Raw genomic sequence first — 21,373 nt, 5'->3', positions numbered from 1 at the left:
ATTTTGGCCATTGCCCGCGAATTGCGCAATGGCAGCAGGTGATGAATAAAATATTCCCTTCCTGCACGCAACCTTTGCGGATCAATGATCAAAATTTACGCAGAGCGGCAATTTTACGTCCACTTGGGCCGAAAAGGCCTGACATATAACAAATTTAGCCGAATTTTACCATTTCACTTTACGCATTAGAATATCGCGAAGTTCTTTCAAACCATAAGCTGCATGACGCAGAATATTCCCGCCATTGAGGCATGTCTTTCCCATTATTTTCCAAGATGAGCCGAATGGGCACATCTGGTTCCAAGGACGTGTAGCTTGCCCAAAAAAACCAATCTCATGACGCGCATTCTGTTTGCGGCGTCATCGCTTGTCGTCGCCGCTTTTGCCGGCTTTTCCTTCTATATCGACAGTCTTCAACACCAGGTGACAACGCAAGCCGTGGCGGAAAATATCGATTCGTCCGGCAAGCAGGCAGCGCAAAGCATCGCCAACTGGCTGAACGGCCGCATCATGCTGACCGAAACGGTTGCGAAGACGCTCGCCAAGCTCCCAGATGACGACGCCAAGCTGCAGTTCCTCCAGAACGACGTGCTGACGGCTCAGTTCATGTCCACATATTTCGGCAATGCCGAAAGCGGCAGTTTCACGACTTTCCCGAAATTGCCATTGCCGGAAGGCTACGACCCGCGCAAGCGTCCCTGGTATCTGGACTCCGTCAAGGCCGGCAAGCCAGTACTGACCGAGCCCTATAGCGATGCGTCGACTGGCGGCCTTATCATCACTGCCGCCATTCCCGTGTCCATCGGCGGCAAGCTGGCCGGCGTGACGGGTAGCGACTTCTCGCTGGATTCGCTGGTCACGATGATCAAGTCGGTGGATGCCGGCAAGGATGGATACGCCTTCCTCGTCAGCAAGGACGGCAAGATCCTCATGCATCCCGATGCGAAATTCGTCGACAAGCCGCTGACCGATCTCTTCAAGGTTGATACACCGGCAATTTCTTCCGCGATTTCGCAAACCGAGATCGACGGCAAGGGCAAGATCACCAGCTTCATTCCCGTCGCCGGTCTGCCCTCGGTCGATTGGTATCTCGGTTTCGTTGTCGATTCCGACGTCGCCTACAGCGCGATCGGCCAATTTCGCCTCGCGGCAACCATCGCCACGATCCTTGCCGCCGCGATCATGATCGCCCTGCTGGCAACCGTTCTCAGCCGTTTCATTGTTCGCCCCGTCACGCAGATGACTGCTGCCATGGAAAGGCTTGCCGCCGGCAATCTCGATGTCGCCATTCCCGGCCAGGAGCGCAGTGACCAGATCGGCTCGATGGCTGCGGCGGTTGCCGTATTCAAATCGAACGCCACGGAACGTCTGCGTCTTGAAGGCGACGCCGAACAGAACCGCACGCTTTCCGAACAGGAGCGCAACGACCGCGAACGACTGGCGGCGAAAGACGCGGCCGACATCCAGTTCGCAGTCGATTCGCTGGCAAAGGGACTGACGCACCTTTCGAACGGCGACCTCAACTACCGGATCGAGACACCTTTCGTGACCCGCATCGACCGCTTGCGCGACGACTTCAACAACTCGGTCGCCAAGCTGAACGTTGCCTTGAGCACAGTCGGCCAGAATGCACGCGCAATCGATGCCGGTGCTGGAGAAATCCGCCAGTCTGCCGACGACCTGGCCAAGCGCACCGAGCAGCAGGCCGCCTCTGTCGAGGAGACTGCGGCCGCGCTTGAGGAAATAACCACGACGGTCAAGGATTCCGCCCGCCGTGCCGAAGAGGTAGGCCGTCTGGTAGACCGCACGCGCAACAATGCCGAGCAGTCCGGCATCATCGTCGAGGACGCTGTTCGCGCCATGGAAGGCATCGAAAAATCGTCGTCGGAGATCAGCAACATCATTGGCGTGATCGACGAAATCGCTTTCCAGACGAACCTGCTTGCGCTGAATGCCGGCGTGGAAGCCGCCCGCGCCGGTGAGGCAGGCAAGGGTTTTGCCGTCGTCGCACAGGAAGTGCGCGAGCTTGCCCAGCGCTCTGCAAATGCCGCGAAGGAGATCAAGACGCTGATCAACGCCTCAACATCGCAGGTGCAATCCGGTGTCGATCTCGTCGGCAATGCCGGCAAGGCGCTGGAAACCATCGTCCGCGAAGTCCAGGAGATCAACCGCCATATCGACGCCATCGTAACGTCGTCGCGCGAACAGTCCACCGGACTTCAGGAAATCAACACCGCCATCAACACCATCGATCAGGGCACCCAGCAGAATGCCGCCATGGTCGAAGAACAGACTGCGGCAAGCCACGGCCTCGCCTCGGAAGCGGCGGCGCTCAACGAATTGCTTGCGCAGTTCCAGCTCGCCACGGCAACGCGGCGGCAGGCTGAATATGGGCGTGCTGCGTAGACCGAAAATAGCTCACTGGTGAGACAATCGCACCGTTACCCCGGATCCAGTCCGGCATGACGGAGGAGACGTTTCAGTCTTCATTATGGCCGGAGCGATCCGGCCATTTTTCTTGTCCGCCCTCAGCACGCGAAAAACCCTGTTCCCGCCACTCACACGATCAGCTAGAGCTTGATCGATCATGATTTGCGGAGGGATCTATGCTGGATTTGATTTGGCGCGGTATTGCCATGGGGGTGGGTGGCACCGTTTTTATGGATATATGGGCGATTGTGCTGCACCGGTTTTTCGGCCAGTCCGCCCCGAACTGGGCACCGGTCGGCCGCTGGTTCTGGCATGTGCCGAAAGGCAGGATATTTCACGACAGCATCGCCACGGCTGAACCCTACGAGCATGAACTGGCGCTCGGCTGGGTCTCGCATTATGCCGTCGGCATTCTCTATGGCGTCATTCTTGCTCTGGTGGTCCCGGCCGCCTGGTTTGCAAACCCGTCCTTCATAGCGCCGTGGATCGTCGGCATCATAACGGTGGGCGCTGGCTGGTTCCTGCTGCAGCCGGGACTCGGCATTGGCTGGGCCGCATCGAAGACACCGAATCCCACGAAGGTTCGCCTACTCAACCTTGTGGCCCATACCATCTTCGCCCTCGGCATGTATGTCGTGGCGCTCTTGATGCGCTAAACGAAAAGGGGGCTGAAAAGCCCCCTCTCCTCAGATATTCGCCGAAAAGGTGTCGCAGTCCTCGACGCGTCCGTTCTGGAAGCCGCGCTTGAACCATTCCATGCGCTGCGCCGACGTGCCGTGGTTGAAACTGTCAGGCACCACATATCCTTGAGTCTGCTTCTGCAGGGTGTCGTCGCCGATCTGGTGGGCAGCGTTGAGCGCTTCCTCAAGGTCACCGGTTTCCAGAATGCCCTTCTGTTCGGTGAACTTGCCCCAGATACCGGCATAACAATCGGCCTGAAGCTCCACACGCACCGACATCTTGTTGGCGTCCACCTGGCTCATGGACTGGCGGCGGCGGTTGAACTCCGGCAGGACACCGGTCAGGTTCTGGACGTGGTGGCCCACCTCATGCGCAATAACGTAAGCCTGCGCGAAATCGCCAGACGCGCCGAAACGCTTGTCCAGTTCACTGAAGAAACTGGTGTCGAGATAGACCTTTCGGTCACCAGGGCAATAGAACGGGCCGCTGGCCGCAGAGGCAGAACCGCAGGCAGACGCAACCTGCCCGGAAAACAGCACAAGGGTCGGTTTCTGATAGGTCTCGCCGGCGGACTGGAAAATGCCGCTCCACGTATCTTCCGTCTCAGCCAGCACGGTGCGCACGAAAGCCGTCGTCTCGTCGGACGATTGGCCCTGCGGCCGAGTGCCCGCCTGCTGGCCGGATTGCTGCGTGGTACCGCCCCCATCCAGTGAAATGTCTCCGCCCGAAAGCAGCGTCAGCGGATTGATGCCAAGCACCCAGCTTATCAGCAGGATCAGCAGAAGACCGCCAATGCCGATGCCGCCGCCGCGGCGCCCGATCGGCACGCGCATTCCGCCACGCGAAAAAGGATCGTTGCCGGATGGCCCCGATCCCGCCGACATGCCGCGCCGATCCTCGATATTGTCCGACTGGCGGCGCCCTCTCCATTCCATGCTTTTCTCTCCGCAAACGTCGCCTCAACAGGCAACCTTATAACGGCACTATAATACATCTTGTTCCGGAAGAAAGCGGAGGTGGGTGCATTCGTTCAGGAGGCTCGCCGCCTTTGCGTGAAGACGGTCAGAGACAGCAGGGCAAACGCGAACACGCCCGCGAAAAGCACCACAAGACCCGGCTGACCGTCACCGAAAGCAACCTCGTGAATGATCCGCCCCGGAACGAAGGTGAAACCGCCTGCGATGACGATACCGCCGAGATAAACACTCTGCATGATCCTCATATGGCGCCTGATTTCGCCCCTGCGCGCGAAAAGGACCGATTGCAGACAGCCATATATGGTGAGAACCGATAAAAGATGAATCGGGCTGAAACCGTAAAACACCCTCAATTCATGGATGAAGAAGGTCGAAACGGACGTCATGACCATCAGCGTCACCCAGATCCTGCCGAGTAGCCGGTGGATGGCGGTTCCTTTGGGGCGAAGGAAAATGAAGGCGCCGAGAATCGCGGCCGGAACAACGGTGGCGACATGGAATTGCACGGCAAGCGGTGCGTCTAGCAAAGGCTGAAGTGACATGGTGAAGCGTTTTGACCCGGTTGAAATTATCGCTAACTTCGGCAAAACATGCGCGAAAGAAAAACGCATTGGCGTCAACCGCAGGAAAACTTCGTGGATCACCTCTCTTTGCAGTCCACGCTTCGTGAAATGCACGCCATCCTGCAATCGCGCAGACTGTGGCTGACCTTCCTTGCCATATTGGCGATCTTCATTCTGACCGGCCCTTTCGGGACAAGTGAGACCATGAGTTTCGCCGACCGGCTGCTTTACTGGACAATCGTTCAGGCTGGCGCATGGACGTTCGCAATATCCTTTTCCATCCTCGCCAACACCATCCTTGCCAGCAGCATTGAAAATATGCTGACACGCATGATGATCGGCTCGCTGACGGCAGCCCTGCCCATCGGGCTGCTGCTTTCCATCATGAACCAAATCTTTTCCGGCAGGGAAATGGGTTTCGCCGCCTTTCTGAAAAGCAGCATGTCGGCCCTGCCGCTCTGCGCCATCTTTTGCCTGCTGAGCTACCTCACGGCCTGCCAGTCACGCGCAACGGCAACGGATGCCGTTGCGGACCCGAATGGAGATGCCAAAGGTGAGGTGAAAAGCATCGCGCCGCTGCTGGAGCGGCTTCCGCCGCAAAAGCGCGGAGAATTGCTGCGGCTGTCGGTGCAGGACCACTATACCGAAATCGTCACCACGCGCGGCCATCAGCTCGTTCTGCTGCGTTTTGCCGATGCGCTGAAAGAAATAGGCCTCACGGAAGGCTTGCAGGTGCACCGTTCCCACTGGATTGCCATTTCCGACGTCGTCTCGTTGCGTAAACAGGCTGGCCGTCTGCACGTCATTACAAGAGACGGTTCGGAAATACCCGTCAGCCGCTCCCATAGCGCGGCCGTCCAGGCCCGTTTCGCCGCGCATACACCGGCGGGTTAAGAGTTTCTGTCGATTCCGGAATTTATGGGGTTCCGTTCTCAAAAACATTTGCCTATAAGCCGCTTCTAGCCTGAAAACTTTGAATTGCGCGCCCCGGCCGGTGATCTTTCACCCTGGCTGGTGTTTTGCGCAACCAAAACGCGGAACGAGAGAGCCATGCCGAAGCGCCAAGATATCAAGTCCATCCTCATCATTGGCGCAGGACCGATCGTCATCGGCCAAGCATGTGAATTCGACTATTCCGGCACCCAGGCCTGCAAGGCGCTGAAGGAAGAGGGTTACCGGGTCATTCTGGTCAACTCCAACCCGGCCACCATCATGACCGATCCGGGCCTCGCCGACGCAACCTATGTCGAGCCGATCACCCCGGAAGTCGTCGCCAAGATCATCGCCAAGGAACGTCCGGACGCGCTGCTTCCCACCATGGGCGGCCAGACCGCGCTCAACACCGCGCTGTCCCTGAAGCGCATGGGCGTTCTCGACCGCTACAATGTGGAAATGATCGGCGCCAAGCCCGAAGCCATCGACATGGCCGAAGACCGCGCCCTCTTCCGCGAGGCCATGGCTCGCATCGGCCTCGAAACGCCGAAGTCCATGCTGGCCAACGCCACTGAAATCAAGGACGCCGACCGCAAGAAGCACGAAGCTGCCCGCGCCGAACTCAAGGCGAAGCTTTCCGGTGCGGAACTGGACAAGGCGCTGGACGATCTGGAAAACCAGTGGAACCTTGGCGAGACCGACCGCAAGCAGCGTTACATGGCGCATGCGATTGCAATCGCCGCCCAGGCGATCGACCATGTCGGCCTGCCCGCCATCATCCGCCCGTCCTTCACGCTCGGCGGCACTGGCGGCGGCATTGCCTATAATCGCTCCGAATTCTTCGACATCGTCTCGGGCGGCCTCGACGCTTCGCCGACCACCGAGGTGCTGGTCGAAGAATCGGTTCTCGGCTGGAAGGAATATGAGATGGAAGTGGTCCGCGACACCGCGGACAATTGCATCATCATCTGCTCCATCGAAAACATCGATCCGATGGGCGTCCACACCGGCGATTCCATCACCGTTGCGCCAGCGCTGACGCTGACCGACAAGGAATACCAGATCATGCGCAACGCCTCGATTGCGGTGCTGCGTGAGATCGGCGTGGAAACCGGCGGCTCGAACGTGCAGTTCGCCGTCAACCCGAAAGACGGCCGCCTCGTCGTCATCGAAATGAACCCGCGCGTTTCGCGCTCGTCCGCTCTCGCCTCCAAGGCAACCGGCTTCCCGATCGCCAAGATCGCCGCCAAGCTCGCCATCGGCTATACGCTCGACGAGCTGGAAAACGATATCACCGGCGGCGCGACGCCTGCCTCGTTCGAACCGTCGATCGACTACGTCGTCACCAAGATCCCGCGTTTCGCCTTCGAGAAGTTCCCGGGCGCCTCGCCGATCCTCACCACGGCCATGAAGTCCGTCGGTGAAGTCATGGCCATCGGCCGCACCTTCGCAGAATCGCTGCAGAAGGCGCTGCGCGGCATGGAAACCGGCCTCACCGGTCTCGATGAAATCGAAATCCCCGGCTTCGAAGAGGGCGAAGGCTCCAAGAACGCCATCCGCGCCGCCATAGGCACACCGACGCCGGATCGCCTGCGCATGGTCGCCCAGGCGCTGCGCATGGGAATGACGGAACAGGAAGTCCACGAAAACTCGAAGATCGACCCTTGGTTCATCGCCCAGTTCAAGGCAATTGTGGACATGGAAGCCCGTGTCCGTGAGCAAGGCCTGCCGCAGGACGCAGAGAACCTGCGCATGCTCAAAGCCATGGGCTTTTCCGACGCCCGCCTGGCAATTCTGACGGGCAAGCGCCCGAAGGAGGTGGCCGAACTGCGCAACAGCCTCAATGTTCGCCCGGTCTTCAAGCGCATCGATACCTGCGCGGCAGAATTCGCCTCACCCACCGCCTACATGTATTCGACCTATGAAATCCCCTTCGTCGGCGCCGCCCGCTCTGAAGCGCAGGTTTCCGACCGCAAGAAGGTCGTCATCCTCGGCGGCGGTCCGAACCGTATCGGCCAGGGCATCGAGTTCGACTATTGCTGCTGCCATGCTGCCTTCGCGCTGAAGGATGCAGGCTTCGAAGCGATCATGATCAACTGCAACCCGGAAACGGTTTCGACCGACTACGACACTTCCGACCGCCTCTATTTCGAACCGCTGACGGCCGAAGACGTGATCGAGATCATGCGCGCCGAACAGGAAAAGGGCGAGTTGGTCGGCGTCATCGTGCAGTTCGGCGGCCAGACGCCGCTGAAGCTGGCCGAAGCGCTGGAAAAGAACGGTATTCCGATCCTCGGCACCGCGCCTGACATGATCGACCTTGCCGAAGACCGCGACCGCTTCCAGAAGCTTCTGATGAAGCTCGACCTCGCCCAGCCGAACAACGGCATCGCCTATTCGGTTGAACAGGCGCGCCTCGTCGCTTCGGAAATCGGCTTCCCGCTGGTCGTGCGTCCTTCCTATGTTCTGGGTGGCCGCGCCATGCAGATCATCCATTCGGAAGGCCAGCTCCAGACCTATCTGCTCGACACGGTTCCGGGCCTCGTGCCAGAGGACATCAAGCAGCGTTACCCGAACGACAAGACCGGCCAGATCAACACCCTGCTCGGCAAGAACCCGCTTCTGTTCGACAGCTACCTGACCAACGCCGTCGAAGTCGACGTCGATGCACTGTGCGACGGCGAAAACGTCTTCGTGTCGGGCATCATGGAGCACATCGAAGAAGCCGGTATCCACTCGGGCGACTCGGCCTGCTCGCTGCCGTCCCGTTCGCTGAGCAAGGAAACCCTCGACGAGCTGGAACGCCAGACGACGGCGCTTGCAAAGGCGCTCAACGTCGGTGGCCTGATGAACGTTCAGTACGCGATCAAGGACGGCACGATCTACGTTCTCGAAGTCAACCCGCGCGCCTCGCGCACGGTGCCCTTCGTTGCAAAAACCATCGGTGCGCCGATCGCCAAGATCGCTGCCCGCGTCATGGCCGGCGAAAAGCTTGATGCGGCGATTGCCGCTTACGGCAAGAAACCCGACCCGCGCAACCTGAAGCACATCGCCGTCAAGGAAGCCGTTTTCCCGTTCGCCCGCTTCCCCGGCGTCGACATTCTGCTCGGACCGGAAATGCGCTCGACCGGCGAAGTTATCGGCCTCGACACCGATTTCGCACTCGCCTTCGCCAAGAGCCAGCTCGGCGCCGGCGTCGACCTGCCGCGCTCCGGCACCGTCTTCGTCTCGGTGCGCGACGACGACAAGGACCGCGTATTGCCCGCAATCCGTATTCTGGTCGAGAGCGGCTTCAGGGTACTGGCAACCGGCGGCACCCAGCGTTTCCTTGCTGAACAGGGCATCAACGCCGAGAAGATCAACAAGGTGCAGGAAGGTCGTCCGCATATCGAAGACGCCATCCGCAACCGGCAGGTCCAGCTGGTCATCAACACCACCGACAGCAACAAGGCGATTTCCGACTCGAAGTCGCTGCGCCGCGCAACGCTGATGCAGAAGGTGCCCTACTACACGACGATGGCCGGTGCGGAAGCAGCAGCCCTTGCCATCAAGGCGCTTAAGGCCGGCAATCTGGAAGTGAAGCCCTTGCAGAGCTACTTCCTGTAAAATCAGCCGACAACGAAGATCATGGAAACGCCGCGGGTCATGCCTGCGGCGTTTTGCATTGTCTCACAAAAAGCTCAAAAGCCTCACGCCGCCAGGGCTTCGCGCACGCAATTGCGCCCATCCGTCTTGGCGCGGTAAAGGGCGCGGTCCGCCATTTCCGCCAGGGTCTGAAGATCGCAGCGTGCATCTCCGCTGGTTGCGACGCCAATGCTGATCGTCACACCGACACGCAAACCGCCGCAATCGACTTCGGTTATCGCAATCGCATCGCGAATGCGTTCTCCGATCATGCAAGCCTTTTGAACACCGGCACCCGGCAGGAAGATGATGAACTCCTCGCCACCGTAACGCGCCAGCACGTCACCACCGCGTATGCTGCCGCCGATACGCTTCGCCACTTCCTGAAGAACGCTGTCGCCGACGGCGTGGCCGAAGCGGTCGTTGATTGATTTGAAGTGGTCGATATCGAGCAGCATCGCCGCATCGTTGGGACCCGGCACCGCCGGCATGGCCTGGAAGAAAAAACGACGGTTCTTGACGCCCGTCAAAGGATCGGTGTTGGCGAGAACCAGCAATTTGCGCTCTGACCGCTCGGCTACCAGCATCATCACGAACAGCGCAATGGCGAAGTTCAACATGATGATCAAGAAAAACGCATTGACCAGATCGATGGCGGCGTATTGGGGCAAAAGCACGCTCTTTGCCACCGACAACGAAATCAGGCCGGAAATACCCGCAATCGCGCCCAACGCGAAGCGGGACAGGAGTGGCTCCTTGCGCCACCGCGCAAAAAGCCCGCCCGCTCCCGCAAGATAGGCCACAGCCGCACAACCGTTGAACAGGGCCGCACGATAAGCGTTATTGTCAGCCACCTGCTGTGCAAGGACAATTGCCAGCAAGGCAATCAAACAGACAGCTGATACTGTCCCCCTGCTGGCAGCACGTCCATCGCTCACGATTTTCAGGCCAAGCCAGATCAGCGCATAACCCACGATACCGAAGACGATGCTGCCGAATTGCCACAAGGCCGGAGACATTATTCCCCATTCGCCGTACCCAGCGAGCGTGGAGCCGGCAGCCATGGCTGCGAAGCCTGCTGCAAGAGCTGTCGGGCCGTGCAAACCACGATTTGTGAGCTTCAGATATATAAAACTCAGCATTCCAACAATGTAAGAACACTTTTGCATCAGTATCACTGTTGCAAGATCTAGTTCGCCGAGCATCATACATCCACGCAATGAATAAATATAAATATCTGAATTATGGTATCAAGTATAAAATTTCAATAAAAATAACCAATAAACAAAAATTTAATCATATCGATGAAGACAGCGATGATCATCCAATATAGCATAGCAACACACAAAACAGTCTATTAGAATAATCTTATAAAATCAATTTCATTCCTGAAATTCTGCATTTCCGCCTCCTTCTGCTGCGAGTCGGGAAGGCGAAGAAGATAGGAAGGGTGCACCGTGACAAAAAGCGTCCGCTCCTCCTGGATCGGTATCGGGCGACCCCGAACCTCGGACACCTTTTCCTTTCCGCCTGTCAGCGCATAAAGCGCAGTTGCACCCATGGCAACGATAAGCTTCGGCCGTACCAGCTCGATTTCCTTGTTAAGCCACCAGCGGCATTGCTGCACCTCGCCCGCATCCGGCCGCTGGTGAATGCGCCGCTTGCCGCGGGCCTCGTATTTGAAGTGTTTGACGGCGTTGGTGACATAAAGCTTTTTGCGGTCAATACCGGCTTCAACCAACGTCCGGTCGAACAACTGACCAGCGGGACCGACGAAAGGTTTTCCGGCAAGATCCTCATGATCTCCCGGCTGCTCCCCGACGATCATCACTTTCGCATCTTCAGGTCCCATGCCGAACACTGTCTGCGTTGCCTTGCAATGCAGGGCGCAGCGCGTGCATTGGCCAGCCTCCCGCGCCAATGAAGCGAGCGTACCGTCTGGCGCCGCTGGCGGCTCTTCACGCGCCGAGGCCGCGGCCTGCAGGCGGTGATGGAATGGTTGCGGCTGGCTAGCAGCCTTCGCCGCCATCTCCAGCACCCGCGCCTCGGCACCGAGAACGAGACCTGGAATAAGCTCGGCTTCCGGCAAATTTTTCCAGTATTTCTTTGGCATCTCTGCCGTCATCGCTTTTATCTTCAGACGCGCCGGATTGAATATGTTGGCATAATAGGTTCGCCACAGCTCGTCCGTTTCATCCGTCAGCTCAGGCTTGGACGCGGCCTGCCGCGATGTCTCCAGCACGTTTCCGTCCCACCGCGCGGAGCCGTTCGGTGTTGCGATCAGCCAGTCCATATCCGTGAACCGCCGCTGGAAAAACGGGGCCGTGCGCTCTACGATGAAGTGATCCGGCTCGAACCATGCGACGAAGCGCCGCCGCCCGCCCTGCCCCTGCGGCAAGGATAATTCCTTGAAGCGAACAAAGGCCGTCATCTTGTGACAATCGCGGCGGACCGATTTTTCAAGCTGCCGGGCTTCGGAAACATCCGCATCGGACTTGAACTGTAACAGGGCGCGATCCCGCTTCAGCCGCCACAGCAACCGGTAAAGCAGTGCGAAACGACCCGGATCGCTATGACAGATAATCGCTTGCGCCAACGTCACGAAGGAGGCTGGAACGGACACCTGCACGTCATCCGCACGGGCCGCCGGCAAAGGCTCTCCGGCAAAATCGAGAAGCCCGGCTTTCTCATCCCGCAACCGCCAGTCAATCGCCTCCGGCGGCACATTGGCGGCGAGAGCCGCGCGCGCCGCATCACGCCACTCGCCGAAATCGCCCCGCCCTTCCAAAACCGGGCCGTACATCACAGCAGCGATAATTGTTCGGGCTGCGGAGCAAACATCGCTCGCAAATCCGGCCGTTCAGTCAGCTTGCCCGGCGTCCAGCCCTCGGCAACGATGAAGGCCTTCACCTTTTTCAGGGAAACGCCGAAGCGGGCGATATCCTCCAGCCGCAACCGTCGAAACCGGCGTGAAGACAGGATCGAGGCGACCGTCTTGGTACCGAAGCCGGGCACGCGCAGCAATATTTCGCGATCCGCCACGTTCACGTCCACTGGAAAACGGTCGCGATTTTTCAGCGCCCAGGCAAGCTTCGGATCTATATCGAGATCGAGCATTCCGTTACCGCCGATCGCGGTTATTTCACCAATGTCGAACCCATAAAAACGATAAAGCCAATCGGCCTGATAAAGCCTGTGTTCCCGCATCAAAGGCGGCTTGATGAGCGGCAGGTTCTTCGACGAATCCGGAATGGGGCTGAAAGCCGAATAATAGACGCGTCGCAAACCATAGCTGCCATAAAGCCGGGCGCTGGTGGACAGAATGGTGCTGTCATCAGCCCCATCCGCCCCAACGATCATCTGCGTGCTCTGTCCGGCAGGCGCAAAACGTTTGGTCTTTCGCGTCCTGACGGTCGGCTCCCCCGCCTCCTCGATCTTCAGGCGGATATCAGCCATCGAGCGGCGAATATTGGCGGGCTGCTTTTCCGGCGCAAAACGGCTGACGCCGCTATCAGTCGGCAATTCGATGTTGATCGACAGCCGGTCGGCGTAAAGCCCCGCTTCCTCAATAAGCTTTGGCGATGCTTCGGGAATGGATTTCAGATGGATGTAGCCGCGAAAGCCATGCGTGACGCGCAGTTCCCGCGCCACCCGCACCATCTCTTCCATCGTATGATCGGACGAGCGGATAATGCCGGAAGAGAGAAACAGCCCCTCGATATAGTTGCGCCGATAGAACTCCAGCGTCAGCCACACCACCTCCTCGGCAGTAAACCGCGCCCGCTCGACATTGCTCGAAGAACGATTGATGCAATAGGCGCAATCATAGATACAGAAATTGGTGAGCAGTATCTTCAGGAGCGAAATGCAGCGCCCGTCCGGCGCATAGGCATGGCATATGCCCGACCCCTCCGTGGAGCCAAGTCCGCCGGATGCAGCAGAGCTGCGTTTCGTCGTGCCGCTGGAGGCACAGGACGCATCGTATTTGGCCGCATCGGAAAGAATGGCCAGCCGTTGCCTGATTGACTTCTTCATGGTTATGTTCACTATATGTTCCATTGAAAAATGTCAATCTCATCTGTTAAAGCCCTGAACGAATGCAAGAAAATGCCCGTCTCAAATTTGCTGGCATTTCGTTGTCGTCTTCTGATATAGTCGGCTTAGTTATGATTTTGGCATGGTTCCGGAGTTCCCCTCCGGAACCTGTTTCTTTTTGTGTCTGCAAGTAAAGCGACAGGACTGCGAAGGATAAAAAAATGGTAGAAAAAGTACCGATGACGCACGGTGGATTCATCAAGCTGCAGGAGGAGCTGCGCTTTCGCCAGCAGGAGGAGCGTCCCCGTATCATCGAGGCAATTGCGGAGGCGCGCGCCCATGGCGACCTTTCGGAAAATGCCGAATACCACGCTGCCAAGGAAGCTCAGAGCCATAACGAAGGCCGCATCACTGAACTCGAAGACTTGACCGCACGCGCGGAAGTCATCGACCTTTCCAAGATGTCCGGTTCCAAGATCAAGTTCGGCGCCACCGTCAAGCTGATCGACGAGGATAGCGACGAGGAAAGAATCTATCAGATCGTTGGCGACCAGGAAGCCGATGTGAAGGCTGGACGCATTTCCATTTCCTCGCCCATCGCCCGCGCCCTCATCGGCAAGGAAGTCGGTGACAGCATCGAAGTCAACGCACCGGGCGGCGCCAAGGGTTACGAGATTCTCGCCGTACAGTGGGGCTGATCTGCCCTTTCATGCAATGCGCCCCTCGGGCGCATTGCATTGGTATCTTGAACTGAACATCCTGCCTTAGCCGCAAAGACGGAAGCCCATCTTGTCCCACGCCAGTCTGAAAGATGTGCAGGTGCTTGCGCCGAACTTCAAGCGCAGGCTCTCCGGCGTTACCTCCACCATCGTGCAGCTTATTCCGGTACAAAACCGGCTGGGTCAGAAAGTGGCCGTCATCGGCCCGGGCCTGCCGCAGCATCTGACACATGTTCGCTTCCGTGATCTGTGGCGGCTCTGGCAAAACGGCCCGCTCAGCGGTCCGCGCATCTGGCACGCCCGCCGCAATCTCGAAATGTTGCCGGGCATTCTCATGCGTGACGTGCTGCGCATGAAGGTGAAGCTGATGTTCACCTCGGCGGCGCAAAGGCGACATTCCGCCTATACCCGCTTTCTGATTTCAAAAATGGATGCGGTCGTCGCGACAAGCGGCCGCTCGGGCTCGTTTCTGGAAGTACCACACAGCGTCGTCATGCATGGCGTCGATACCGAGCTGTTTCATCCCGCAACCGGCCCGGAGGATACGATCGCTTCGACCGGCCTGCCGGGGCAATTTCTCATCGGATGTTTCGGACGGGTGCGCCACCAGAAGGGAACAGACCTTTTCGTGCGCGCCATGATCGAACTTCTGCCCGACTATCCCGAATGGACGGCCGTCATCTCCGGCCGCGTGACCGCAGAGCACAAGGCCTTCGCCGACAAGCTCATGGCCGATGTCGCAGCAGCCGGTCTTGCGGACCGCATAGCGTTTCAGGGCGAGGTGGACGACATCAAGCCCTGGTATCGGCGGCTAACCCTCTATGTCGCACCGTCACGCAACGAGGGCTTTGGCCTGACACCACTGGAAGCAATGGCTTCCGAGACGGCTGTCGTTGCCAGCAATGCCGGCGCTTATGAGGAAATGATCGTCAAGGGCGAGACCGGCATGGTCGTTGAGGCCGGCGACTACGCGTCCCTGCGGGATGCCATTAAAACCTATCTTGCCGATCCTGCTCTCGCCAGGGACCATGCCCGTGCCGGACTTTCGCATGTGCGCACTGCATTTCCGCTGGAAAAAGAGGCGACGAGCCTCGGCACGATCTATGACGCGTTGCGGCGCGGGTAAGCGCCGGCGCAATCACTCAAAGGTCCGCCGATCAAATTTCCACCAGACCGACGCGCTTGACCTGACGGATGGTGAGCATGGTGCGCACGGTGTCGACGTTTTCGTCCGCTGTCAGAACCTCGATGACGAAATCCTGAAACTCGGTCAGGTTTCTGGCGATGCAATGCAGAAGGAAATCGCTTTCGCCGGATACCATCCAGGCCTGGCGCACCAGCGACCATCCGGCCGTCGCCGCTGCAAAGGCTTTCAGATTGCTGTCCGACTGGCGTTTGAGGCCGACCATGCAGAAGGCAACCAGATCGAAACCGAGCTTCGGCGCGTTCAACATGGCGTGATAACCCTCGATCACGTCGGCTTCTTCCAGCTTGCGGACGCGCCTGAGGCACGGCGGCGCGGAAATACCGACCCGTTCGGCCAGCTCCACGTTGGTCATGCGCCCGTCGCGCTGCAATTCGCGCAGGATTTTCAGATCGATGGCATCGAGTTCGACGCTGGTCACGGAGAGGTTCCTCGTTAAGCCGGAGAACTTCCTTGTACTACCAGGCGCAGGATTCGCAACAATATGCCGCCGGCCGGTCACAAAATTGCGCGCGCATCCACAACTGCCTTGTTGGTAACGCAAGGCTGCCCTTGAATAAAGGCACTAGACAACCTTAAATACCGGGCAACGAAGGGGTTGCGGCCTGTCCACCGTGCTGCGGCTGGAATGTTCTGCTGCCGAAAGGCCCCGCTACTTTAAAAAGGATTGTTTCCATGTCTGCCCGCCACACCAAGGTATTGATCATTGGCTCTGGTCCCGCCGGTTATACCGCGGCGATCTACGCGGCCCGCGCAATGCTGAAACCCGTGCTGATTGCCGGCATGGAACAGGGTGGCCAGCTGATGATCACCACCGATGTCGAAAACTATCCGGGCTTTGCCGATCCGATCCAGGGCCCCTGGCTGATGGACCAGATGCTGAAGCAGGCGACGCATGTGGGTGCGGAAATCGTCAGCGACCTCGTGACCGAAGTCGAAACCAACACGCGCCCCTTCGTGGTCAAGACCGATTCCGGTCAGGTCTGGACCGCCGACACGCTGATCATCGCAACAGGCGCAAAGGCCAAGTGGCTCGGCATCGAGAGTGAGCAGCACTTTCAGGGCTTTGGCGTTTCCGCCTGCGCCACCTGCGACGGTTTCTTCTATCGCAACAAGGATGTGATCGTGGTCGGCGGCGGCAACTCTGCCGTGGAGGAAGCGCTCTATCTCGCCCATATCGCCAAGTCCGTAACCGTCGTGCACCGCCGCGACTGTTTCCGCTCGGAGAAAATCCTTCAGGAACGGCTCTTCGCCAAGGAAAACGTCAAGATCCTGTGGAACACGGAAATCGCCGAAATCACCGGCGCTCCCGCCAAGCCGCCAATCCCACCCTCTGTTTCGGGTGTGCGACTGCGTGACACCAAGACCGGTGTGATCAGCGATACGCCCATCGACGGCGTCTTCGTCGCCATCGGCCACGCGCCGGCCGTCGAACTGTTCAAGGGCAAGGTGAAGCTCAAGGACAATGGCTACATGTGGACCGCGCCCGATTCCACCGCTACCGACGTGGAAGGTATTTTCGCCGCCGGCGACGTTACCGATGACATATACCGTCAGGCCATCACCGCCGCCGGTATGGGCTGTATGGCCGCCCTCGAAGCAGAACGGTACCTCACCGCGCAGCAGCCGCTTGCGGTAGCAGCCGAATAACCGAAAGGCAGGATAGGCATGGCAATGCCATTGGACTGGGATAAACTGCGCATTTTTCATGCCGCAGCCGAAGCGGGGTCTTTTACCCACGCTGCCGACAAGCTGCATTTGTCCCAGTCGGCCATCAGCCGCCAGGTCAGCGCGCTGGAACAGGATGTTGGCGTGAAGCTGTTTCACCGCCACGCCAGAGGTCTTATCCTCACCGAGCAGGGCGAACTGCTGTATCGCACCGCCCATGACGTGTTGCTAAAGCTCGAAACCGTCAAGATGCAACTGACCGAAACGACGGAGAAGCCGAGCGGCAAGCTGCGCGTGACGACGACGGTTGGTCTCGGCCAGGGCTGGCTCACGGACAAGGTGCAGGAATTCCTGCAGCTCTATCCGGAAATGTCGATCCAGCTCATCCTCGACAATGAGGAGCTGGATGTGAACATGCGCCACGCCGATTGCGCCATCCGCCTGCGCCAGCCGCAACAGTCCGACCTTATCCAGCGCAAGCTGTTCACGGTGCACATGCACGTCTATGCGGCGCCGTCCTACATCAACCGCCACGGCGAGCCGCAGTCGATCGAGGATCTGGACAACCACCGCATCATCTCCTTCGGCGAACCGGCACCCAACTATCTGCTTGATGTCAACTGGCTGGAAAATGCGGGACGCTCGTCGGACAACACCCGCATTCCGCATCTTCAGATCAACAGCCAGACCTCGATCAAGCGCGCCTGCCTGCTGGGAATAGGTATCGCCTGTTTGCCGGATTACATCGTCGGGCGCGATCCGGGATTGATTCAGTTGTCGCTTGCCGCCGATATTCCATCGTTCGACACCTACTTCTGTTACCCGGACGAGATGAAAAACGCTGCAAAACTGAAAGCCTTCCGCGACTTCGTCGTTGCCAAGGCACGGAACTGGAACTTCTGACGTTTAAATAGGCCAGCGCCACAAAATATCATACTAATTCATGGAGTTGGCCTTCCCAAGATGGCGGCGCGCCAGACGCGCCGCGCTTCAGCTTTGCACATAAATTATACCGGAAATATCTAGACCTGCATCTTACGCATGCCTGACCTGCACAAAAAAGAGTTGTTTCGTGCACAAAAAAGCACCATATCGCTCTCAGTTGATGCACACGGTGGCTTTTCCTCCCAGTTCCACCGCATCAGCTGTTCCCCTCTGGAGGTTTTTGACCTTCACACTTAAAGGGCCCTGGATTTATCCGGCGGCCCTCTTTTTTTACCCGCAAGAATTTTCTCCAATTTGGCGAAATATCGCATGATGCAACCTTGTTTTGCATTCTTGCCACTCCCATATTTCAATCAGCTGTCACGCCTGCCTATGCACGCGACAGCTGTTCCCCTCTGGAGGTTTTAACCTTCAAACTCATTGGCCGCGGAGAAATCCGGCGGCCATTTTTTTGCGCGCTGTTCTCGGCTCGGGTGACTACCTCACAGAGACGTGAATTGTATATCGAAAACTATCGATATAAATATCGGGCATGTCAGATATTAGAGAAACGCAGATGAACCCGGAGGAAATCCTCAAAGCCCTTTCACACCCCGCAAGGCTGAAGTTCCTCGAGTGGCTGAAGAGCCCTGAAAGTCACTTCTGTCAGGACCATCCGCTCAGCATGGGCGTATGCGCCAATCAGTTCCAGATCAGCGGCCTGTCGCAATCGACGGTCTCCTCACATCTGGCGGTTTTGCAGGCAGCAGGCCTGATAAGGTCAAAGAAAGTCGGGCAATGGGTGTTTTTCGAACGCAACGAGGAAACCATCGACGCCTTCCGCAATTATCTGCAAGCCAATCTTTGAGCCTCCCAAGCTTATAAGACCGGGGCGTCGGACCGGAAACTGCAAGGCGGTTTTCTCTCTGATGCCCATACATTAGGAAAGCGCGCCAGCCGCGCAATTTCGCCAACCGACCAGAAAGTGAAGTCGCATGACAAGTCTTTTCGAACCGGCACAGGCCGGCGATATCGCACTCGCCAACCGTATCGTCATGGCTCCCCTCACCCGCAACCGCTCGCCGGGGGCAATTCCCAATAATCTCAACGCCACCTATTACGAGCAGCGCACAACAGCCGGGCTGATCGTGACCGAAGGCACGCCGATTTCCCAGCAAGGTCAGGGTTACGCGGATGTTCCGGGCCTCTACAAGAAGGAAGCGGTTGAGGGCTGGAAAAAGATCACGGATGGCGTGCATGTCGCCGGCGGCAAGATCGTCGCGCAGATTTGGCACGTGGGACGCATTTCCCACACCTCGCTCCAGCCGCATGGCGGACAGCCGGTCGCCCCTTCCGCGATTATCGCCAAGTCCAAGACCTATATCATCAATGATGACGGCACCGGCGCGTTTGCGGAAACCTCCGAGCCACGCGCACTGACCATCGACGATATCGGTCTTATCCTTGAAGATTACCGGACCGGCGCGCGCGCCGCACTTGAGGCCGGTTTCGACGGTGTCGAAATCCATGCCGCCAACGGTTATCTGATCGAGCAGTTCCTGAAGTCCAGCACCAACCAGCGCACCGACGAATATGGCGGCTCGATCGAAAACCGCGCCCGCTTCCTCCTCGAAGTCGTCGATGCGGTTGCGGAAGAGATTGGCGCAGGCCGCACCGGCATTCGCCTGTCCCCCGTCACGCCCGCCAACGACATTTTCGAGGCCGACCCGCAGCCACTCTATAATTACGTTGCGGAAGAACTCGGCAAACGCAATCTCGCCTTCATCCATGTTGTTGAAGGTGCGACCGGTGGTCCGCGCGACTTCAAGCAGGGCGACAAGCCCTTCGATTACGCAGCCTTCAAGGCCGCTTATCGCAATGCGGGCGGCAAGGGCCTGTGGATCGCCAACAATGGCTACGACCGTGAGAGCGCCATCGAGGCGGTGGAAAGCGGCAAGGTTGATGCCGTGGCCTTCGGCAAGGCCTTCATCGCCAACCCGGATCTGGTGCGCCGCCTCAAGGACAACGCGCCGCTGAACGAGCCGAACCAGCCGACCTTCTATGGTGGCGGGGCTGAAGGCTATACCGACTACCCGGCTCTTGGCTGATCAGTGCTAAACTTGAAACGCCGCACCGCTCCACAGCGGTGCGGCGTTTTGCCGTTTCAGGACAGGCCTCGCGCCTGCCGCGCAGCAAAGTCTGAAAATGCGCCCATCACGAAGGCGTTGGCCACATGCAGCGCCTGCAGAAAGCCACTGCCCGTTTCCCGACCGATGCTCATCAACGCCACCTGAAGGCAGTAGAGAGCGAGCAGCACGAGCGCGCGCCCAAGGTTTGGCCGGAGTTCATCATGACGAAGGGCGAGCACGACTAGAGATACAATGGGAACGGCGATCAGCATGCCAAGCCCTTTGTGAACCACAAGCAGCGATCCGTCATAATAGATCGACAGCCCGGCCAGCAGCACCTGCGCGAAAATCAACACCGGCACGCCTGCCGAAATCACGGCGAACATACGGCGCCGCCGGGAAAATCCATTAGCCACTGTAACCATCACACCCTACCCCCGGCATCGGTCGCATGATGAAGGCCCGCCGGTTGCTGCACCTCGGCGAGACACCCAAGGCTCGCCAGTGTTTCCGATACTGCCGCATCGATCGGCGTTCGCGGTTCCGCGCCGAGGAATTCGACAAGCTTGCGGTTGCTCATCCGGATCGGCATCTGCCACAGATATTTCATTTCCATGACTTCGCGGAACAGGGGAACGAACGGTGCAGCCAGCCCGACGGCTAACCACGAAAGCCGCCGCATCTTGACCGGATGGCCGACGGCCCGCTCGATTGCCCCAACCAGTTGCAGCCCGTCGAAATCCCAGACACCCTCCATGTGGTAGACGGCAAACGTCTGAAGCTCGTCCGAGCGATCGAGCAGCCGTCCGATTATCTCCGCAACATCCGGCAGATAGGCCCATTGATGCCCGGCATTCGGTACTGCTGGATTCTGAACACTGCGAACCGGCTTGCCCGGTCGCACCAGCATCTGCGAAAACCAGTTGTTCTTCGCGTCAGGACCAAAGAAATCACCGGCGCGGACGATCAGGACCGGCACGCCGCGCATCGACGCCATTTTCAAACGCCGCTCCATTTCAACGCGCAAGCCGCCCTTGCGGGTGAAAGGCTTTTGCGGACTGTCCTCCGTCAGAAGCGGAAAGGCATCCGGGCCAAAATTATAGATGCTGCCTGGAAACACGATCCTTGCCCCGCAGGCCTCGGCAGCGGCAATGGTATTGTCGAGCATCGGCAGCACTTGGCTGTCCCAGTTGCGATATCCCGGAGGATTGACCGCATGGACGATGAGCCCGGCGCCTTTTGCCGCCTTCACCACATCCTCCCGGTTCATGGCATCGCCAGTCACGCGCTCGATGCCATCGACGGCATCAACTGGTGCCGATCGGCGAGTCATCGCCCGCACCCGCCAGCCGCGCTGCAACAACATCTTCGAGACATGGCTGCCGACGCCACCATTCGCCCCAACAATCAGCGCCAGAGGCCGGTTATTCTCTGCTGTATTTGCGTGGATTTCATATATCATTGCCAGTACTCCTTCTTCTGGGCT

18 protein-coding genes are annotated in these 21,373 nt (G+C 58.6%); 10 read left to right on the top strand and 8 right to left on the bottom strand.

Annotated features, from left to right (window positions below; translation table 11 throughout):
* Positions 1-315: 315 nt before the first annotated feature.
* Together F617_RS0110275 and F617_RS0110270 are read left to right on the top strand one after the other, a co-directional pair.
* Positions 316-2,406, top strand: coding sequence for a methyl-accepting chemotaxis protein (locus F617_RS0110275; protein WP_026330774.1), 2,091 nt, complete (start codon positions 316-318; stop codon positions 2,404-2,406).
* Between the two features lie 200 nt (positions 2,407-2,606).
* Positions 2,607-3,086 carry a DUF2938 domain-containing protein gene (locus F617_RS0110270; protein ID WP_019565242.1) on the top strand — a complete coding sequence of 160 codons (480 nt, stop codon included), beginning with the start codon at positions 2,607-2,609 and terminating at the stop codon, positions 3,084-3,086.
* 30 nt (positions 3,087-3,116) lie between these two features.
* Here F617_RS0110270 and F617_RS0110265 read toward each other — a convergent pair whose 3' ends face one another.
* Together F617_RS0110265 and F617_RS0110260 are read right to left on the bottom strand one after the other, a co-directional pair.
* Positions 3,117-4,046 carry a neutral zinc metallopeptidase gene (locus F617_RS0110265; protein ID WP_003513383.1) on the bottom strand — a complete coding sequence of 310 codons (930 nt, stop codon included), beginning with the start codon at positions 4,044-4,046 and terminating at the stop codon, positions 3,117-3,119.
* Positions 4,047-4,141: 95 nt separating this feature from the next.
* Positions 4,142-4,630 carry a DUF2306 domain-containing protein gene (locus tag F617_RS0110260; RefSeq protein WP_019565241.1) on the bottom strand — a complete coding sequence of 163 codons (489 nt, stop codon included), beginning with the start codon at positions 4,628-4,630 and terminating at the stop codon, positions 4,142-4,144.
* Between the two features lie 48 nt (positions 4,631-4,678).
* Between F617_RS0110260 and F617_RS0110255 the strand changes: the two genes are divergently transcribed.
* Complete coding sequence (locus F617_RS0110255) at positions 4,679-5,545, top strand: LytTR family DNA-binding domain-containing protein (RefSeq protein ID WP_019565240.1); 867 nt, start codon at positions 4,679-4,681, stop codon at positions 5,543-5,545.
* Positions 5,546-5,701: 156 nt separating this feature from the next.
* The gene (gene carB, locus F617_RS0110250; protein ID WP_026330773.1) at positions 5,702-9,190 is read left to right on the top strand and encodes a carbamoyl-phosphate synthase large subunit; all 3,489 of its coding nucleotides are present in this window, start codon (positions 5,702-5,704) and stop codon (positions 9,188-9,190) included.
* 83 nt (positions 9,191-9,273) lie between these two features.
* Here carB and F617_RS0110245 read toward each other — a convergent pair whose 3' ends face one another.
* The 3 genes from F617_RS0110245 to F617_RS0110235 form a co-directional block, all read right to left on the bottom strand.
* Positions 9,274-10,413 carry a GGDEF domain-containing protein gene (locus F617_RS0110245; protein ID WP_026330772.1) on the bottom strand — a complete coding sequence of 380 codons (1,140 nt, stop codon included), beginning with the start codon at positions 10,411-10,413 and terminating at the stop codon, positions 9,274-9,276.
* A gap of 152 nt (positions 10,414-10,565) precedes the next feature.
* On the bottom strand, positions 10,566-12,011 hold the full coding sequence (locus F617_RS0110240; RefSeq protein WP_019565237.1) for a UdgX family uracil-DNA binding protein: 1,446 nt from the start codon (positions 12,009-12,011) through the stop codon (positions 10,566-10,568).
* Entirely contained in the window at positions 12,011-13,243 is a 1,233-nt protein-coding gene (locus tag F617_RS0110235; RefSeq protein WP_013636565.1) for a putative DNA modification/repair radical SAM protein, read from the bottom strand. The genes F617_RS0110240 and F617_RS0110235 overlap by 1 nt, the downstream gene beginning before the upstream one ends.
* Positions 13,244-13,464: 221 nt before the next feature.
* On the opposite strand from F617_RS0110235, the gene greA reads away from it, so the two are divergent.
* A complete protein-coding gene (gene greA, locus F617_RS0110230; protein WP_003513396.1) occupies positions 13,465-13,941 on the top strand; it encodes a transcription elongation factor GreA in 477 nt (158 codons plus the stop codon).
* 91 nt (positions 13,942-14,032) lie between these two features.
* Entirely contained in the window at positions 14,033-15,088 is a 1,056-nt protein-coding gene (locus F617_RS0110225) for a glycosyltransferase family 4 protein (protein ID WP_019565236.1), read from the top strand.
* 31 nt (positions 15,089-15,119) lie between these two features.
* Here F617_RS0110225 and F617_RS0110220 read toward each other — a convergent pair whose 3' ends face one another.
* The gene (locus F617_RS0110220) at positions 15,120-15,587 is read right to left on the bottom strand and encodes an Lrp/AsnC family transcriptional regulator (protein WP_003513401.1); all 468 of its coding nucleotides are present in this window, start codon (positions 15,585-15,587) and stop codon (positions 15,120-15,122) included.
* A gap of 254 nt (positions 15,588-15,841) precedes the next feature.
* Here F617_RS0110220 and trxB point away from each other — a divergent pair, with 254 nt between their 5' ends.
* The 4 genes from trxB to F617_RS0110200 all read left to right on the top strand — a co-directional run bounded on the left by trxB (position 15,842) and on the right by F617_RS0110200 (position 19,866).
* Positions 15,842-16,816 carry a thioredoxin-disulfide reductase gene (gene trxB, locus F617_RS0110215; protein WP_019565235.1) on the top strand — a complete coding sequence of 325 codons (975 nt, stop codon included), beginning with the start codon at positions 15,842-15,844 and terminating at the stop codon, positions 16,814-16,816.
* A 24-nt stretch (positions 16,817-16,840) separates the two neighbouring features.
* On the top strand, positions 16,841-17,737 hold the full coding sequence (locus F617_RS0110210; RefSeq protein ID WP_003513405.1) for a LysR family transcriptional regulator VtlR: 897 nt from the start codon (positions 16,841-16,843) through the stop codon (positions 17,735-17,737).
* Between the two features lie 598 nt (positions 17,738-18,335).
* Entirely contained in the window at positions 18,336-18,626 is a 291-nt protein-coding gene (locus F617_RS0110205; protein WP_003513408.1) for a helix-turn-helix transcriptional regulator, read from the top strand.
* Between the two features lie 127 nt (positions 18,627-18,753).
* Entirely contained in the window at positions 18,754-19,866 is a 1,113-nt protein-coding gene (locus F617_RS0110200; protein WP_019565234.1) for an alkene reductase, read from the top strand.
* Between the two features lie 56 nt (positions 19,867-19,922).
* Here F617_RS0110200 and F617_RS0110195 read toward each other — a convergent pair whose 3' ends face one another.
* A complete protein-coding gene (locus tag F617_RS0110195; RefSeq protein WP_026330771.1) occupies positions 19,923-20,312 on the bottom strand; it encodes a DUF6220 domain-containing protein in 390 nt (129 codons plus the stop codon).
* Complete coding sequence (locus F617_RS0110190; protein WP_019565232.1) at positions 20,312-21,349, bottom strand: NAD-dependent epimerase/dehydratase family protein; 1,038 nt, start codon at positions 21,347-21,349, stop codon at positions 20,312-20,314. Before F617_RS0110190 ends, F617_RS0110195 begins: the two co-directional genes overlap by 1 nt.
* Positions 21,350-21,373: the final 24 nt, after the last annotated feature.

This window comes from Agrobacterium sp. 10MFCol1.1 (assembly GCF_000381165.1).
In the GTDB taxonomy this organism is placed as follows: Bacteria; Pseudomonadota; Alphaproteobacteria; order Rhizobiales; family Rhizobiaceae; genus Agrobacterium; species Agrobacterium tumefaciens.
Note: the sequence above shows the minus strand (reverse complement) of the source record. Positions and strands in the feature narration are given on the sequence as shown.